10 protein-coding genes are annotated in these 17,880 nt (G+C 61.2%); 5 read left to right on the top strand and 5 right to left on the bottom strand.

Going from position 1 to position 17,880, the window contains the following annotated elements:
- Positions 1–8,241: 8,241 nt before the first annotated feature.
- Positions 8,242–8,589, top strand: a complete 348-nt coding sequence (locus JX325_RS04605; protein ID WP_204789995.1) for a helix-turn-helix domain-containing protein — start codon at positions 8,242–8,244, stop codon at positions 8,587–8,589.
- 3 nt (positions 8,590–8,592) lie between these two features.
- On the opposite strand, the gene JX325_RS04600 is transcribed toward JX325_RS04605, so the two are convergent.
- The gene (locus JX325_RS04600) at positions 8,593–8,826 is read right to left on the bottom strand and encodes a hypothetical protein (RefSeq protein ID WP_204789996.1); all 234 of its coding nucleotides are present in this window, start codon (positions 8,824–8,826) and stop codon (positions 8,593–8,595) included.
- Between the two features lie 231 nt (positions 8,827–9,057).
- Here JX325_RS04600 and JX325_RS04595 point away from each other — a divergent pair, with 231 nt between their 5' ends.
- From JX325_RS04595 to JX325_RS04585, 3 genes are all read left to right on the top strand, one after another.
- Complete coding sequence (locus JX325_RS04595) at positions 9,058–9,807, top strand: LytTR family DNA-binding domain-containing protein (RefSeq protein WP_204789994.1); 750 nt, start codon at positions 9,058–9,060, stop codon at positions 9,805–9,807.
- The gene (locus tag JX325_RS04590) at positions 9,804–11,261 is read left to right on the top strand and encodes a sensor histidine kinase (protein WP_204789993.1); all 1,458 of its coding nucleotides are present in this window, start codon (positions 9,804–9,806) and stop codon (positions 11,259–11,261) included. Before JX325_RS04595 ends, JX325_RS04590 begins: the two co-directional genes overlap by 4 nt.
- Before the next feature lie 133 nt (positions 11,262–11,394).
- Complete coding sequence (locus JX325_RS04585) at positions 11,395–11,907, top strand: ferritin (protein ID WP_204789992.1); 513 nt, start codon at positions 11,395–11,397, stop codon at positions 11,905–11,907.
- A 73-nt stretch (positions 11,908–11,980) separates the two neighbouring features.
- On the opposite strand, the gene JX325_RS04580 is transcribed toward JX325_RS04585, so the two are convergent.
- The 4 genes from JX325_RS04580 to JX325_RS04565 all read right to left on the bottom strand — a co-directional run bounded on the left by JX325_RS04580 (position 11,981) and on the right by JX325_RS04565 (position 16,385).
- Positions 11,981–12,376, bottom strand: coding sequence for a thioesterase family protein (locus JX325_RS04580; protein WP_204789991.1), 396 nt, complete (start codon positions 12,374–12,376; stop codon positions 11,981–11,983).
- 13 nt (positions 12,377–12,389) lie between these two features.
- Positions 12,390–14,378 carry an extracellular solute-binding protein gene (locus JX325_RS04575; RefSeq protein ID WP_204789990.1) on the bottom strand — a complete coding sequence of 663 codons (1,989 nt, stop codon included), beginning with the start codon at positions 14,376–14,378 and terminating at the stop codon, positions 12,390–12,392.
- Positions 14,375–15,229 (bottom strand): ABC transporter permease, encoded by an 855-nt coding sequence (locus tag JX325_RS04570; RefSeq protein ID WP_204789989.1) that lies wholly within the window; start codon positions 15,227–15,229, stop codon positions 14,375–14,377. The genes JX325_RS04575 and JX325_RS04570 overlap by 4 nt, the downstream gene beginning before the upstream one ends.
- On the bottom strand, positions 15,219–16,385 hold the full coding sequence (locus tag JX325_RS04565) for an ABC transporter ATP-binding protein (protein WP_204789988.1): 1,167 nt from the start codon (positions 16,383–16,385) through the stop codon (positions 15,219–15,221). The genes JX325_RS04570 and JX325_RS04565 overlap by 11 nt, the downstream gene beginning before the upstream one ends.
- Positions 16,386–17,470: 1,085 nt before the next feature.
- Between JX325_RS04565 and JX325_RS04560 the strand changes: the two genes are divergently transcribed.
- Entirely contained in the window at positions 17,471–17,773 is a 303-nt protein-coding gene (locus tag JX325_RS04560) for a PadR family transcriptional regulator (RefSeq protein WP_204789987.1), read from the top strand.
- The last annotated feature ends 107 nt before the right edge of the window (positions 17,774–17,880 follow it).

Raw genomic sequence — 17,880 nt, 5'->3', positions numbered from 1 at the left:
TGGAACCCAAGACGCTGGGGGGATTTGTGGGGAGGGCGGCAACCTGATCCTCAGGCAAACGCGTGCAGCCAACGCCGGTAAACTCCTTGGCGAAAAGGCCGTCCAGCTCCTTTTGGAAGCTCAGCACGGCGTCCCCGTCAGGCGTTCCGTCCGCCTTCCGCTTTGACAGCTCCCCGCAGNAGAAGAAGCCCGGCGCCTGGGTGACGCTGTAATAGCGGGTGGTGGTCTCGGTGCCGTCCTCTTCCGTCCTGATTTCGGACCACAGGTTGAACGTATACTTTCCCCGGTATTCCGCCTTCTCCAGCTCCCCGGCCACCAGCCGGAGCGCGGAGGACAGGGCCAGGTAGCGCTGCTGCTCCTCATAGTTGCTCCGAATCTTGCCCGCGTTGGAGGCCGCCGCCATCAGGACGGAGGCCGCCACCATCATGCAGGCCAGGAGGAACAGCAGCGCCAGGAGGATGGACGCCCCGCGCTGGCTGTGCAGTTTTCGGTTCAGCGTTTTCACGGGGCGTCTCTCCTTTTGCTTAATGTGCGTTCTTCGCGGTGCGCCGCCGCCGGACCGCGGATTTCTCCTCGGTCNCGGCAGGGGGCGGGGCGTCGATGCTTTGGAGGGGGGCCGCTTGGGCATCCGCCGCCTGGGCATCCGCCGGTCTGCGCACCGTCAGGGTCAGGGTGTGGGACTGCGAGCCCTCGATCAGCTGGCTGCCGCTGCTGGTCAGCGTCAGGGGAAGGGAGACCTTCGTCTCCTCCGGGAGCTGCGCAAGCTCCGCCGCGCCGTAGGTCAGCGTGAAGGAGATGCTGCCCGCCTCATCCCTCCAGGCCGCCGTGGGCTGGTTGAACATGGGAGCCACCGTTGGGCTTCCGGCTGCGGCAAAGTGCCGGGTTCCCTCCGCGTCAACCGGATAGCTGTCGGGGAAGGTGACGGTGCAGACGATCTGCGGGGTTCCGTCGGGGCTTTGGGTTTCCTCGAAGCGGATGAAGTCCTCCCGGTCCTTCCAGGGCTGGATGATCTCGATGCGGACGTCTCCGCCGTTGCCGCCGCCGTAATCCTGAACCGTGGCTTTGCTGGGATCGCCGGGGCTGTCAGGGTCCGGGGTGGTGACGGTATAGGCGAAATCGGTGTTGGCGCCCAGGGTCAGCGGGGCTTCCAGCTCCGGCGCGTCCCCGGGAATCGCGGTGGTAAACTGTACGGTGGGAAGCCCGCCGTCCTCCGTGGCCTCCTGAATCAGAGTCTTGCCCGTGAGGTAGCCGCTGCTTCCGCAGTTGGGGTCGCCCTTGAGGGTCAGCCTGCCGTTTTGCAGCCGCTCGTCCAGGGGATGGCCCGCCTTGTCGGTGGCCCTGACGGCGATGGACACCGTGTCGTTGGGGAACATAAACAGCCGGGAGGGCCGCAGCTCCGCGGCGGCGGTGACATGGACGGTGACGTCCAGGCGGTAGGGAACGCTATCCGTATCCGTATAGATGAGATGCAGGATATCCGTGCCCTCCTTTTTGGGGGTCAGCTCAAGGAAGTAGTAGGATTTGCCCTGTTCTTCCGGGGGGATATTGGGGATTTTGTCAAGGGGCAGAGGGCCGGAGATCTCATAGCCGGCAATCAGCCCGGCGCCGGAATCTCTCCCTCCCTCGCTCATGCTGTTCCAGATACTGTCCGTCCACTTGCCGCCGGGAACCACGCCTTCCGTCAGCACCAGGTATTCCTGATGCGGGGCGGTTCCGTTGACGAAGAGGTCGACTTCGATGGGGCTTCCGCCCAAAAGGGCGTACTTGCCGTTTTCGTCAAACAGGGTCTGCCGCCGGAAGCCCTTCAAGGGCCAGTCGCCGTAGTGGACATTGTATTTCCCGCCGTCCTTGCGCAGGATGGTGGGGAAGGGATAGTCCCGGTCCCGCAGCTGCGGGGAAGTGGCGGGGGGATAGCTGTACTTGCCGGGAACGCGGATGCCGTCCTCCGTCACGGTGGTGACGGGGCTGAAACCGGGCAGCAGGCCGTAGATATCCAGGTCGGGGTTCTTTCCGGGGATTCCCGCCTGCATACCCGCCAGCTGCTCGTAGGTCAGGGGGGTAACCTCGGAATTGGAAGACTCCGTTCCTAGATCCGTTTTAGGTTCCCAGGACTTCCGGCCATTTTCAGGTTTGGCCGCCTGCGCGTCCTGAATGGCGGTCAGGTACGTTTCCGCGCTGCCGCCGTAGCCTGCCAGGACCTCGCTGGTCAGGAAGTAGCAGTTTTCGTACGTAGTTTTGCCATGGTTGAGGGTGCCGTCACTGGTTCCGGCAGGGTTGATTTCTCCTGTGCCGCCGACAGCATAGAGCGCCCGGATACTGGGATGGGCTTCCAGAGAGGGCAGCTGGACATAGCTGTAGCAGTTGGTCAGGTTGTTGTCGGTCCCGCCTTCGGAATCCTGCGTAAAGCCAATCGTCAGATTTTGGTTGTTACCAATCTGGAGGGGCTTCATGTAGCTGCCTCCGACAATGCCGCCGATGTAGATGCCTTTTTGGCCCATGTCGATGTCACTTTTTTCCTCCAGGGAGATGAAGCCGCCGGCATAACAATTTTCGATGCTGCCCTGGCAGGAGCCAACCAGTCCGCCGGTGCGGATGTTGTCGTTGGCTACGGTGCCGTTTTTCAAGACGATCTTTGTATTCGAGGTACAGCCGGACAGGGACATGTTGGAGAGCCCCAGCAGGCCGCCGACGCCGACGCCGCCCCAGGTTTGATCAGCCTTCGCAGTGTAGGTTTTTACCTCAATTTGATAGCCGGAAACGGCGCAGTTCTCCATGGCGGTCTGCCCGGGTTTTCCGTCTTTATCATGGGAGGCCGCCACGCCAGCCAAAGCTCCAATGGCATACCACTGGCTGGTGGTGCGTTCGTCATAGGTGCTTCTCACAAAGCTCTCGCCGGTGGAGGAGTAGAGGACCATGTTTTTCAGCGTCCCGTTGTAGACCACGCCGAAAAGACCCGCGCAGGAGGCCGTGCTTCCCTGGATGCTGACGTTTTCAATGACATAGCTGTTTCCGTCGTAGACGCCTCCAAACCACCCGTCCAGATACCCTCGGTTTTCATTGGTGTTGGTGGTGTCGTAATATTCGGCAATGGGGGAATAGGTCTTATACGTTCCATCCGCCGTTCGTTCGCCCTTGATGTCGTAGCTCTGGGTCNAATAGTAGTTTCCGGTAGTGNAGCCGGAGGACAGGTAGGGGAAGCTGGCAATGCCCTGCGCGCCCTTTGCGCTCTTTTCCAGCACGGTATTGGTATTCCGGTTCACGCTGTTCCAGTCGATAAGCTGGAGCTGGGCAATGGATCGGACGCCGTAAGGATAAGTCCCGCTGCTGCCGGGAGTGTTCCCGGAGAGGGTCCACGCGCCGGTCCAGTTTTTGGAGCTGGTGAAGACCGGAACATCCTTGGACGCCGCGCTCCAGTTTTTACCGTCCTGTGGAAGCTCCACCGCCAGCGCCTCGGCAAACAGGGGATTCAGCGCAAAGGTGACTTCGATATTCTGGTTGCCGCCCTGGGACAGCGTCAGGGTGCCGTTGGGCACAGCGGGGCCGCTGTTGGGATACAAACCGCCCAGGCCGCCGTCCAGGCCGTAGCTGTGGAAGGAGTGGAACTGGAACCGTTCGCCTACTCGATAGTACATTTGCTCGGCCAGCGCCTCGTCCACCTGCTTGTTGAGGTAGGCGGTGCTGGATGGGGCCGCGGTTTTCTTCTCGGCTTCCAGCGTCGAAAACTTCTGCTGGTCAAAGTCCCCGCCGGCCTCGCCCCCCTCGGAATACAGAAGGGGATAGGGGGTATCCTTCCCCAGGGCGATGGCATGGCCCGGCTTGTTGTAGACGCCGTAGCCGAAGCGGGTCACCTCGCCGCCCTGGTCGTGGGCGGTGGAGAGGGTGGAGAGCTTGGAGATGGTTTTGGGAGACGCCGCGCTGTCGCCCGGGTCCACCGCCAGCAGGCTGAGCTGATAGAAGGGCTCCTTTCCGGGGATTTTAAGTTCCTCCCAGTAGTACACGCCCATGCTGCCCAGCTTCAAGGGCTTGGGCCAGTCGCCGTAGTGGATGTTGTCCTTTCCGCTGGTGACAATCGTGGGATAGGGAAAGACAAGCTGGGGGTCCGCGCCGCCCAGGGGCTTCATGCCGGGCACAGGGGAGTCCTCCGCCGTCAGCTCCACATAGGTGAGCGGCGCGGCGGTGCCGCCCTGGCCTTCCTCGTACTGGGCGAGGAATTCTTCGCCCCGGTAGGAGAAATTCCCGTTGTTCAGGTAGAAGGTTCCTCTTTGCTGTCCGCTGCCGGAGGGGCCGGAGAAGCCCCAGGCTTCGGCGTTTACGCCGTCGGTTTTCAGGTCCATGGCGGAATAGGAGTTGACGGCGCTGCCGGCGTTCCGGCCCGCGAANCCCGCCAGGCAGACGGGGGCGTTTTCCTGGGGCGCCGAGGCGGCCAGCCGCCCCACGGCGTAGGACGTAGTGATTTGGCCGGTGTTGCTGCCCGCCAGGCCGCCTACGAACGCCTGCCCGTAGTTGGCGGCGTCCACATGCAGATAGGCGGATTCNGCGGCGGAATTTTGGATGAGGCCCCGGTTCTCCCCGCACAGGCCGCCGATGTAGATGGTGGCGGAGTAGACGCGGGTGGTGAGGTTCACGCCGTCCACGGCGCAGTTGAAAATTTTGCCGGTGAGGCCGTTTTGCCCCGCCAGGGCCCCCAGATAGGTGGTCAGCTGGTTGCTGGGGAAAACGATATCCCGGGGCGCGGGCAGGGTTTCCGGGGGCTCCTCCTTCCGGCCGTTGGGGCTTAAGCTGTAGACAATGTTTTGCAGCGTGCCGCTGGAGCTGCCGAACAGGCCCGCGCAGACGCGATTCTTGTCCTTCTCGGGAATCCGGAAGGCCACCCGCCGGATGGGCAGATAGTTGCCGTTATAGGAGCCCAGGAAGGGTTTGGCCTGGGTGCCGATGGGGCTTTGGAGCTGGAATTTTCTTGCCTCGGCTTCGTGGGTCAAAAGCTCCGGGTAGCCCTGATAAACGCCCACATGGCCGTCCAGGGAAAGCCCCTGCTGGAAAGCGAGGCGGGGGTTATTGTAATAGTCCTCGTATTGACTCAGGTGGAAGAAGTGCCGGGGCGTGCGGACGCTGACGCTGACCGGGCGGTTCCCGGGGGCCAGTGTTTCGGTGATGTATTGGCGGACGCCCTCGGCGGCGTTGTCGGGAGTATAGGGCGCTTTGCCTTCGCCCTCCCAACCGCCTTCCCAATCGATGAAGGGCTTGCCCTCGGTCTCCGGGACATAGGGCTTCACCGTCTCGGCAAAATGGGGGTTGTAGAAATACTCGCCGGAGGCGTTTTCCGAGCTTTCGTCATGAAGCTTGAGGCTGGTTTCAAAGCGGAGGTACTGGTAGAAGTCCTTGCTGGTGACAGCCGAGAACTCCTCCCCGCCGGAATCTGTTTTGACGCGTTCTCCGATCACCAGCGCGTCGGGCAGGGGGGCCAGCCAATACTCGTCCTNGACCGTTGTGCCGCCCTCGCTCCGCTCCCACATCGCTTCCAGGAGCGTACTGTCCGCGGTGCTGTAAGAAACCGGACCCAAAGTTACCTTCTCGCCGTTTTTCCCAAGGCAGGTGTATGTAACCGTAAAGCTGCCGCTCTCTGGAAGGTCCTTTTTCATCAGGGCCACGGCATACCCGTCGGTTTGGACGGTGATGTCATTGTCCTCCTCCAGCTGGCCGATCAGCTCTCTGGCGTTGCCGCCGGAGAAGCCGGTGTTTCCCTCGCTGTCCCGCTCATAATAGACCAGGCTGGGCTCTTTAAAGTAGGCCCGCCAGTCCCCGTAGTGGGGGAGGCCCTTTAAGCCGGGGAAGCTGTAGGGCGGGTTCAGCATCTGCTTTTCCTGGAGGTTGTAGGGGTTGGTATCGGCGGGGATTTTCTTGAAGGCGAACGCGCCGCCCATCGCCTTGTCAAACAGGCCCTCGGTGGACATGTCGTCATAGGATACCGCCCCGTTGGCCGTTGGCTGCGCGCCGGTGGAAGCGGCGGTGGGATCCAAATAGTAACAGTGGTTTGCCAGATCGGGACTGTTGTCCGGGACCCCGGGATTCACGGTCACCTTGCTGGTCTGGTTCAGATAGCTTACGGCGGTGTAAACGTTGGCGCCGCTTACGGTTCCGGAGACATTGAACAGCCCGGCGGCCTTGGATCCGAATCCCATATCGGCGCAGTCAATAAACCCGGCGGCATAGACGTTTGTCAAGGCGGAGCCCTTGCTGGTTCCGCCGTCCTTGCACTTGCCGACGAGCCCGGCGGCATAGGTTTCTCCCTTGAGGTAGCAGTCCGCGTAAGAGGTATCGACGTTTACCGTATGCTGGGCATTGCCCACCAGGCCCCCGGCGATGGTCCCGCTGACCAGGGAAGCCGCCAGGCTCTTCGAGATGGCAGTGGTCCCGCTTTTGCCGGACAGCTCGCCCGCCAGGCCTCCCGCATTTGTGCCGTGGAGGATTTCGCCGTATTGATAGGGATTGCTCTTCTGGTCGCTGCCCAGCAGGCTGCGGAGGTTGTCCTGCCCCTCCTCCGGCTCCCAGTAGACCCGGCAGTCCGAAAAGAGGTTCTCGTTCTGTTTGCCGGAGGCTCCGGCGACGCTTCCGGCGATGCCGCCGGCGGGCCCGTTGGGGCAGACGGCCTTGACGTTGACCGCGCGGATGTCCCGGAAGGTGCTGCCGCTTCCGGCGGAGCCCACCAGGGCCCCGGCGGCGGCGGTATCCTGAGAGCCGGTTACCCCGGCGTCCATGAGGCGGACGCCGGTAAAGGTCATTCCGACCGCGGTTTTGGCAAAGAGCCCCGCGCCGGTTACCTTGGCGCTGTCCTTTGTCACCCGTAGGTCCGTGATTTCATTCCGGCGGTTTGCGCTGTCCTGAAGGGTCCACCCGGCGTCAAAGGACGTAAGCTCCGGGTTTTCAATGGACGCGAATTTGTATAGGCCGTAGGGGTCCAGGGGATCCTTGATGGTGGTGCCCCGGCAGTCAATGTCGTTTATCTGCACGGCGGAGGTNTTGCCCCCGGCGCGGGAGGTGGCGGCGTCCAGGTTCTGGAGGTGGCGCAGATTCTCCAGCTGGGCGGCGCTGCCGCCGCTGCGCTGGGCAAAAAGGCTGTTGCCCGTGTCGGAGCCGGAGGCGGAGGTGGGCCGGCAGCCGGGAGCCGACAGCTCTATTTCGGCGGTGACGGTGAAGTCCCCGCCGAAGGTCATTCCGCTGTTTGAAAAAAGCTGGTAGAAGTGACGGCCCGAAACGCCGTCGGCCCGGTCCAGGGCGTCCAGCACCCAGGTATGGGTGACGGCGGCGNCGGAGACGGAACTNGAATGACGTTCAGGAAAGAAAAGCGTCGGGTAATTCATCAGCGGGATGGCGGCGCCCTCGTATTCCAACTGTACGGTCTGCTTTGCNGTGTGCATCNAGTTGTTTCCCACGATGGACAGGGCGGCATCCGGCAAGGAGAAGGTGACATGGACCTTCAGCAGGTNCCCGTTTTCAACCTCCACCAGGACCTCCGGCGCGGGCAGGGGGGTGTAGGGAGTTCTGGCCTCCTGCTCGCCGCCGTAGTAGCCCAGCATGGGGCNGCTGTCGGGGCGCATCCGCTTATCCCGGTTCCCGGCGATGCTGAGGGCGTAATGAATATCTTGAATGTCAGGCCCCTCCGTATAGAACACGTCGGTGACGGCCCCGCTGGCGGTGTCATAGACAATGTAGAACTGCCCGTTCAAAAGCGCGGGATCGATGGCCCCGCCGGTCAGAAGCCCCAGGGAGGCGGCGGTGCCTTTTGCAACATAGACGGAAGCCTGCTGCTCCCCGCCCTCGGCCAGGGTCTGCGCGCCGCCGCTTGTCAGCGCCTTTTCCAGCTGGCCGCTGCCGCCCAGCAGCACGGCCCGGTTCTCCGCGGCCATGTAGATATCCCGGGCGGCGTTGTCCAGCTCGGTGATTTTGAGATAGTCCCGGTAGTAGGCCGCCGCCACGGCGGAGAGGCTCAGCAGGATCACCAGGATCGTCACCACGGCCAAAGTCTCCACCAGGGAGAAGCCGCGGCTTCCTTTGTTTTCAAAGCGTTGGACCATGTTTGCACCTCAATCCGTGTGTCTGACGGCAAAACTTTAGTATATATCCGAATCGGATATGAAAAGCATTTTAACATATCCGAATCGGATATACAATAACTTTACTGGAAAAAGTAAGCAGAAAAAGCAAGCGGGATTGCTTGGACGCTGTTTTGAGAGGGGGGCGCTTATGGAGCTGGATTATCAGGCTATCGGCGTGCGCATCCGCCGTTTGCGCAAAGAGCGGGGGCTGACCCAGCAGACACTGGCGGAAATGTCCGGCCAGGAGCCGTCCAATATCTCCCATATCGAGCGGGGGGCCACAAAGCTCAGCCTTCCCACCCTGGTCAGCGTGGCCAACGCCCTGGAGGTGACGGTGGATCAGATTCTATGCGACAGCCTGCCCGCCTCCCGGTCCGTCTTCGAGACGGAGGCGGCCCATATTTTATCGGACTGCTCCCACCTGGAGCTGAAGATTATCACGGAGACCATCCGCACGCTGAAGGAGAATCTGCGGCGGCTGAAGCTCAGCGAGTGACCCTCAGTCGGACTGCGCCCGGGGCCAGCAGCAGACCCCCACGTCCAGGGAGATGTGCTCCCGAAGGTGAAAGTTGGCGTACCGGCAGAACCAGCAGCCGCTGCCGCAGGCCAGGCCCACCGTCCGCACGGTAAAGGCGGGGCAGCGCTGTGCCGGCCAGACGTTATAGCCGGTCATGGGCTTGCGGAGGGCGCGGGACTTTGCCGGTTCTCTCAGAAGATGGGGCTTTGGGTCCATCTGTGGCCTGCCTTTCTTCAGCGGTTGGAAGGGAAGCGTGTTTTCCGGATTGTGGGTGGAGCCGCGGGGCGTTTCCCGGCGGCCTGTTTTCCTAGCCTCTCCAAAACAGCTTGACAAATTCCGGAAGGGCGTGCTATGTTCATTGTAGCAGGAAACCCTTCGAATTTGATACTTTGCGTAAATTTGGTTTGATTTTGCGCGGAATTTGCACAGGGGGAGGCGGAGGCTTATATGATTAAACTGGCGCTGTGCGACGACGAGGCGGAGCAGCGGGAAGCNGTTGGAAAGCTTTTGCGGGAATACGCGGCCGCCAGGCCCTCCCTGGCGGTAAAGATGTCGGTATTCTNCTCGGGNCGCGATTTGCTGGCGGCGGCGGAGGAGTGCGGCGGCTTTGACCTTTACGTGCTGGACATCGTGATGCCGGAGCTCAGCGGCATCGAGCTGGGCGTACGGCTGCGGGAGCTGCACAGCGGCGGGGCGATCATCTATCTGANCATCTCGCCCGAGTACGCCGTGGATTCTTACGCGGCCCGGGCGTTCTACTACCTCATGAAGCCGGCCCAGCCGGACAAGCTCTTCCAGGTGCTGGACCAGGCTGTGGCGGCGCTGGAAAAGCAGCGGGCCGCCTGTGTGACGGTCCGCACGAAGGATGGGCTGGAGCGGCTGCGGCTGGATGAAATTGTCTACGCCGAGCTGGTGGGCCGTGCGGTGCGCTACCACCTGGCGGACGGGACCGGCCTGAACAGCGTGACGGTGCGCGGCCCCTTTCAGGAGGAGACGGCGCCTCTGCTGGCGGACCCGAGATTCTTCCTCAGCGGGGCCAGCTTTGCGGTGAACCTGTTTTACGTCACCGCGGTGGAGAGGGGGTACCTCCGCATGGATGGCGGAGCCCGGGTCCCCCTGGCCCGGGGGCTGGCCGCCCTGGCAAAGCGCCGGTGGAGCGATTACTGGCTGAATGCCTCGGGAGGTGAAGGGCTGTGACGGCTTTGCGGGATATTTCCCAGCTCTGGGCGATGGCGCATGTCCTGGTTGTGTTTCTTTTGCTGTTTGAGCCGCGCCGCCCCTGGCGGCCTACGATTGCGATCTGTGTATCCGGTGCGGTCGTGATGAGCGTGGTGACCTTTGCGGCGGCGGCTGTCCTGGGGGTGCCTCCCTTTGCGCTCATCTTTTTCACCTGTTCACTGCCCAGCATGGCCCTGTTTTTCTGGATTTCCAAGTACCGGAATGGGAGGTTCTTCTTCCTCTTTTGCCTGTCGGATACCATGTGCATTTGGCTGATCCAGGTGAGGAGCTTGCTGGACCGGCTGGTGGGAGGCGAGTATGCGGTGATGTTTGCTGGCCGCCTGATCCTCTTCCCCCTGACGGAGTGGTTTATCTGGAAACAGCTGCGCCGCCCCTATCAGGAGCTTCAGCGGAAGCTGGAACGGGGCTGGTGGCTGTTTTCCCTCATTGGACTGCTTTACTATCTGATGCTCGTCATGGTGTCCATTCCCGTGGATGATCCGATGCCCGGCTGGAGGGGCCTTCTGCTTTTGCTGCTGGTGCTGGCGCTGNTGCCCCTGACCTACATTTCCATTCTCCACTCCCTCTGGCGGCAGATGCGGATGTATGAAAACACCCGTCTGATGGAGGTTCAGCGGAAGGATTACGACGCCCTGTGCCAGAAGATGGAGGTGGGGCGCATTTACCGCCACGACATGCGCCACCATCTGGCCGCCGTGGAGGGCCTGCTCCAGCAGGGGGACAATGGGGGAGCGCTGAACTATGTCCGTTCCCTCAGCGGCGGACTGGAGGAGCTGGCGGAGCCGGTCCGCTGCGCCAACTCCGCCGTCAACGCGGTGCTGACGGCCTATATCGTCCAGGCCGGCAACGAAGGCTGCACCGTAGAGACGAAGCTCCGGGTTCCGGAAACGCTCCCCTTTGAGGAGACGGATATCTGCGTCATCCTGGCCAACGCCCTGGAAAACGCCGTCCACGCCTGTCAGGAGCTGCCGGAGGACCGGCGGCGGATCGGCGTGGAGCTGGAGCTGACGGAAAATCAGCGGCTGCTGATCTCGGTGGAGAACCCCTGGCCTTATCCGGTGGCCTTTGGACCGGACGGACTGCCGGAGAGCCCGAAGCGGGAGGGCCACGGCCTGGGCCTCCAGAGCGTGAAGCGGGTGACGGAGAAGTACGGCGGTCTTTTCCGGTGTCAGTGGGAGGAAGGGCGCTTTTTGTTCCGAACGGTGCTGATGCCGCCTGCCGGACCGGCGGCTCCCAAGGAAACCCGCGGCCCAAGCTGGGCGGCTCCGGTGGTTTGGGCCGCGCTGGCGTTCCTGCTTGCGATGAACCTTCTTCCGGCATTGGCGGACACCTTGGAGGAGCTTCCGCTGGTAGGGAGACTCTTTCTGGCCCTGGACTGGCGGACCTATGCCCTGATATTCGGGGGAAATTGACCGGCCCGGTCTGACTGCGGTGTTTTTGACCAAAATCCCCGGCTTTTTTGGGTGCTTTTGCAATGGACTTTTTGCCGGAACGGGTGTAAAATCAGCTTGATTCAAACATACAAAGAANGGAGCAACCACAATTATGCTGAGTGAAAAGGTCGCCGCCCTGCTGAACGAGCAGGTCAACAAGGAGTTCTACTCCGCCTACCTGTACCTGGACTTCTCCAATTACTTCGAGGCCCGGGGCTTGGACGGCTTCGCCAACTGGTACAAGATTCAGGCCCAGGAGGAGCGGGATCACGCCATGCTGTTCTACCAGTACCTCCACAACAACAACGCCAAAGTCACCCTGGGGGCCATTGCCCAGCCGGACAAGGTGCTGGACAGCGACATGACTGTGCTGAAGGCGGGGCTGGAGCATGAGATCTATGTCACCGGCCTCATCAACACNATCTACGCCGCCGCCTATGAGGAGAAGGACTTCCGTACCATGCAGTTCCTGGACTGGTTTGTCAAGGAGCAGGGCGAGGAGGAGGACAACGCCAACGACCTGATCTCCAAGATGGAGCTTTTCGGCTCCGATCCCAAGAGCCTGTACATGCTCAACAGCGAGCTGGCGGGCCGCGTTTACAACGCGCCGTCCCTGGTGCTGTAAGCCCTGGTTAAAACAAAGAAAGCGAGGCCCGGAGGAATTTCCTCCGGGCCTCGTTTTCATAAAATCAATCGANTCACTTGTCCAGCTTGGCATTGCACTTCGCCAGGAATTTCTCGTTTCCAATGATGGCCCGGGTGTGGGCCCCCTTGCCGATGGGCCCCTTTTCGTCCCAGGCGGAAACCTGAAAGTCCACCATCCGGCCGTTTTCCGACACGGCGGTGATCTCCGCCTCGGCATAGACCTTCATGCCTACCGGAGTAGGGGCGTCGTGGCTGATGTCCAAATGGGTGCCCACGCTGCCCTGGCCCTCCTCCAGGAAGGTCTGGAGAGCCGTCATGGCGGCGTTTTCCATCATGGCGGCCATGAAGGGCGTGCCGAATACCGGCAGGGCCCCGGAGCCGATGGCCCCGGCGGTGAGCTCCCGGGTGACGGTCTGCTCCAGGCGGCATTTTGTTCCGATCAAAATCATGGGNGAGTCCTCCTTAAATACCCAATTCCGTCCAAAGGTCGTTGTAGAGCTTCCGGGTTTCCAGGGGGAGGACCAGATAGGCCTCGCAGCGGTCCAGCACTTCCTGCGGCGCGGCGATGATGTCATAGGCCTCCTGGCCCAGCTCCTCCTCGTAGAGCTCCTCGTAGTAGGCGGGATACTGCTCCAGCGCCTCCTGGTTGGGAGAGGCGTACCAGAGGTAGTCCATGTTGGCGAGGTTCGCCTCGGTGGAGGCGATGAAGTTGATCCACGCCATGGCCTCCTCATAGTTGGGGGCGTTTTTCAGCACGCACATGGCGTCCATAAACCAGTTGNAGNCCTCCTCGGNAACCACGAAGGCCAGATCCTCGTTGTTTTCCAGCATGGTGAGGTAGTCCCCGGCGTAGTACACGCCGATGGCGGCGTTGCCGCCCTCCAGCTTTTGGAAGATCTCGTCCATGACGAAGGACTGGTATACCCCCCGNTTCTTGGCGTCCTTGAGGGGCTGGAACGCCTCCCGGAGCTCCGACTCGTCGGTGGTGTTCAGGGAATNGCCCAGGTAGCTCAGGGCCGTGGCCATGGCGTCCCGGGAATTGCGGAACATCAGCACGTTTCCGGCATAGCGGTCGTCGAATAGGGCGGACCAGCTGGTGATGGGCTCCTCCACCATGGAAGTGTTGTAGATGATGCCCACGGTGCCCCAGGCGTAGGGGACGGTGTAGCGCTCCTGGGGGTCATAGGTCAGGTCCTTGAAGCGGTCTGAAATCAAGCCGTAGTTGGGAATCCGGCTATAGTCCAGCTCCGCCAGCATGTCCTCCTCAATGAGCTGGGAGATCATGTAGTCGGAGGGGACGATGACGTCATAGTCCCCCGCTCCGCTTTTCAGAAGGGAGTATAGGGCCTCGTTGCTTTCGGCGGTCTGGTAGTTGACGGCGATGCCGGTTTCCTCTTCAAACTGGGTGATGAGGTCCTCATCAATATACTCGCCCCAGCTGCACACGTTCACNACCGGCTGGGCGTTGGTGGCTCCGGTGAGGAGGACCACCGCGATGAGGAAGGAGGCGGTCAGAACCACCGCCGCCCCCCGGCGGAAGACCCGCCCCTTGNGAGTGTCCAGCATTTGGGTCAGCTTCCGGGAGACGGGGCGGCGCTCCTCGCCGCTTCGTTCCGCCCGGGCCTCCCGGAGGTTTACAATCACCAGCAGGGCCAGCACCGTCACAAAGAGCAGGGTGGACACGGCGTTGATCTCCGNCGTCACCCGTTTTTTCGTCATGCCGTAGATGNTCATGGCCAGGGTGGAGCTGGAGGACCCGGCGGTGAAGTAGCTGATGATGAAATCGTCCACGCTCATGGTGAAGGCCGTCAGGGCCCCGGAGGCGATGCCGGGCTTGATCTCCGGCAGGATCNCCTTCCAGAACGCCTGCATCCAGGTGCAGCCCAGGTCCTGGGCGGCGTCCACCAGGTTCTTGTCCATCTGNNGGAGCTTGGGGCCCACGGAGAGGATCANATAGGGGATGTTGAAGGTGACGTGGGCAATGAGCAATGTGCCGAAGCCCAGGGTCAGCCGCTCCGGCAGGACCACCACGCGCTGGACGCCGTTGAACCAAACGGAGAAGTCGCCCCAGAAGGTGAAAAAGGCCACGAAAAACAGGCACATGGCCACGCCCGTCACAATGTCGGCGTTCATCATAGGGATGCTGTTGACCGTGTTCAGCGCCGTCCGGGTCCGCCGCCGGAGGCTGTAAAAGCCGATGGCGGCGAAGGTCCCCGCCACAGTGGCGATGGCGGTTGCCAGCAGGGAGACCAGGAGCGTGGTGTACACGCTGCGCATAATGAGCCGGTTCTGGAACAGGGATTTGTACCAGTCCAGGGAAAAGCCGGTCCAGACGATGTTGCTGTTGCCCTTATTAAAGGAAAAGACAATCAGCAGAAAAATGGGCGCGTAAAGGAACAGGAAGACCAGGGCCATCAGGGCCCGGCTGCCCAGGCGGTTTCGTCTTTTCATAGGATCACCGCCTGTTCCTCGCCCTCACCGAAGCGGTTCATGACCACCATGCAGACGACGACGATGACCATCATCACCAGGGAGATGGCGGCCCCCAGCTGGGGATTGTAGGCCCCACCCAGGAACTGCTGCTCGATCAGGTCCCCCAGCAGAAGATCCGTCCCGCCGCCCAGCATCTTGCTGATGGCGAAGGTGGAGACGGAGGGGACGAAGACCATGGTGATGCCGGAGAGGACCCCCGGCAGGGAAAGGGGCAGAATGACCCGGCGGAACACGTTCACGCCGTCCGCCCCCAGGTCCCGGGCGGCCTCTACCAGGGAGCCGTCCAGCTTGACGATAACGGAGTAGATGGGCAGAATCATGAAGGGCAGGTAGTTGTATACCATGCCCAGCACCACCGCCCCCTGGGTGTTCATCATGGGGAAGTACTCCAGGCTGGTGCCGAAGAGGCTGTTGTACAGGCTGAGGAGGCCGGTCTTTTGAAAGACCTGGTTCAAAAGCCCGTTGTTCTCCAGAATAGACATCCAGGAGTAGGTCCGAAGCAGGAAGTTGATCCACATGGGCAGCATGATAAGCACCATGGCCGCCCGCTGGAAGCGCTCGCCCTCCCGGCTCATCATATAGCTCACCGGGTAGCCGATAACCAGGCAGATCAGCGTGGCGATGAGGGCCAGCTTGAAGGACCGGCCAAAGACCACGGCGTAGGTGCCCATCTTGGAGAAGTTCTCCAGAGTGAAGCCGCCCAGGTCGTTGGAAAAGGCGTAGACCACCACCAGCACGATGGGGGCCACCACAANGAGGNCCATCCAGATAACATAGGGGATGGCGAACCGGGAGAGCTTAGGCTTCATCTCCGCCCTCCTCCGGTTCCACCGTGTCCANCTCGTCGTACTCGTCGGAGAAGGAGGAGTAGTCGCCGTACAGGCCGGAGTACCGGCTTTTTTTCATGACGTGGATGCCGTCGGGATCGATTTTGATGCCGATGCGGGCCCCCACGGGGGAGTGATCCGTGGTCTGAATCAGCCACTTGAAGCCCCGGAAGTCCACAATGATGTCATACTGCATCCCCTTAAAGGTGACGTTGGTGACGGTGCCCGTCAATTGCCCCTGCTCCACGGGGACGATGTCGATGTCCTCGGGCCGGATGACCACGTCCACCGGCTCGTTTTCGGAAAAGCCCCCGTCCAGGCAGGGGAACTGGCGGCCGTACATCTGGACCAGCTTGTCTTGGACCATGACGCCGTCGATGATGTTGGATTCCCCGATGAAGTCCGCCACAAAGGCGTTTTTCGGCTCGTTGTAAATATCCTCGGGGGTGCCGATCTGCTGGATGGTGCCCTTGTCCATGACCACGATGGTGTCGGACATGGTCAGGGCTTCCTCCTGATCGTGGGTGACATATATAAAGGTGATGCCCACCTGCTGCTGGATGCGTTTGAGCTCGATCTGCATGTCCTTGCGGAGCTTGAGATCGAGGGCCCCAAGGGGTTCGTCCAGAAGCAGCACCTTGGGCCGGTTTACCAGCGCCCGGGCGATGGCCACCCGCTGCTGCTGGCCGCCGGAAAGGGCGTCCGTCCGCCGGTTTTCAAAGCCCTTCAAACTCACGGCCTCCAGCATCTCCAGGACGCGCTGCCGGATTTCCTCCTCCGGGAGCTTCGTCTTCCGCTTGGGGTCCGAAGGGTCCGGCCTTCGCTGCATCCGAAGGCCGAAAGCGACGTTTTCAAAGACGTTCAGATGAGGGAAAAGCGCGTACTTCTGAAACACCGTGTTGATCTGCCGCTTGTAGGGCGGGACATCGTTAATCCTCACACCGTCGAAGAGGACGTCTCCCGACAGTGGTGCCGTGAAGCCGCCGATAATCCGCAGCGTGGTGCTCTTGCCGCACCCGCTGGGCCCTAGCAGTGTGAGGAATTCCTTGTCATTGATATAAAGGTTTAAGTGATCGAGAACCAGCTCGTCGTCGTACGCCATGCAGAGATCCCGCAGGCGAATCAACTCTTTGGACATGTATCCTCCCCCGTTTCTTTTCTTGAAAGAAAAGAAACAAAAGAACTTTCGCGCGCTACGGGGTCTGGTGGTTGATTTAGCCGAAGCGACGGCAACCAAGCGCGGTTTATTCCTTGTAACTCTTCTTTCCATCGCTTGAGATTTGAATTTCCGTCGAAATTCAGCGATACCTGCATGATAACGGAAGCGACCTGAAATGTCAAGGGAATTGTTGGACGGGGACTATTGATTTTTTTACAGTAGTTCTATTGACATTTTGAGAGGTGCGGAATATAATCACTTTGGTGACTACTGCGATTTTTACAGTATAGACGGAAAGGAGCGGTTTTTATGCGGCGGGATTATCTCTCCAGGCTTTCCCGGGCGGCGCGGTGGTATCTGCCTCCGGCGGAGGCGGCGGAGGTGCTGGAGGACTACCGGGAAATCGTGGCGGGCAGGTCGGAAGAGGAGCTGCGGCGGGACCTGGGGACGCCCCGGGCGGCAATGCGCCAGCTGGCCCAGCCGAAAGCCTACCGGCGGTGGCTGATGGTGTTCGGGGTGCTGGCAGCGTGCTTGGCGCTTCCCATGGCGATGGCACGCAACGAGATTTATTGGAGCCCAGTAATTAACACGGCTTACATGATCTTCCTTTCCCTGGGAGGCGCGCTGTCCCTCAACTGCTTCCGGCGGAACTGGAACCAGGGAAAGAGATTGCCCAGGGGTATTGTCCCGCTGCTGGCGCTTCTCCTGGCTGGAATGGCTGGAGTGTGGTTTCTGGCGGGGCTTGTGCTGACGGAATCCTGGGAGCTGCTGAATTGGCTTGCCTCAGCCGCCGACTTGGGGTGGACCATACATCTGCTGCTGCGCCTGATGATCCTTGCCATGGCGCTGATNGCCCTATGCNCGNTGGTAAAGTCCCGTCTTGACGATAGCCGTTGGTGTGCGGTCTATATTCTGGGCTTGAGCGGTGTTATTTTGGGACTGTCGTTCTATCTGCTTATGACCAGTATGAATTTTTACGGATTTGTTCCCGGCTGGTGGAGGCCCCATGTGATACAGTATATCGTCATTACCCTCCTGGGTCTCCTTGAAACGGGGGTAGCCCTATGCTGAAAAAGGACCTTCTGGAGCTCTGCCTTCTCTCCCTGATGGCCCAGGGGGACCAGTACGGCTACGAGCTCCTCCGCCGCCTCCACGCCGTCTTTCCGGACGTGCAGGAGAGCGCCATCTACGCCATCCTCCGGGGCCTTTGCCGGGAGGGGGCCACGGAGCGTTACCAGGGGGAGACCTCCGGCGGCCCGGCGAGGAAGTACTACCGCCTGACGGAGGCGGGCAAAGCCCGCCATGCCGCCCTGGTGGAGACTTGGCGGGAAACCCGGGACGCCCTGTCGGCGCTGGGAATTGAATAAGGGAGGAACCCCCGCCTTATGGGCGGGGGTTCCAGCCTGTCGAAAAGAGGCCTGTCTGTCTTCATTACCAGACAGGCCACAAAGTTAATGAGGGATAAAATGTAGGA

The sequence above is a fragment of the Oscillibacter sp. CU971 genome (assembly GCF_905219725.1).
Lineage (GTDB): Bacteria > Bacillota > Clostridia > Oscillospirales > Oscillospiraceae > Oscillibacter.
Note: the sequence above shows the minus strand (reverse complement) of the source record. Positions and strands in the feature narration are given on the sequence as shown.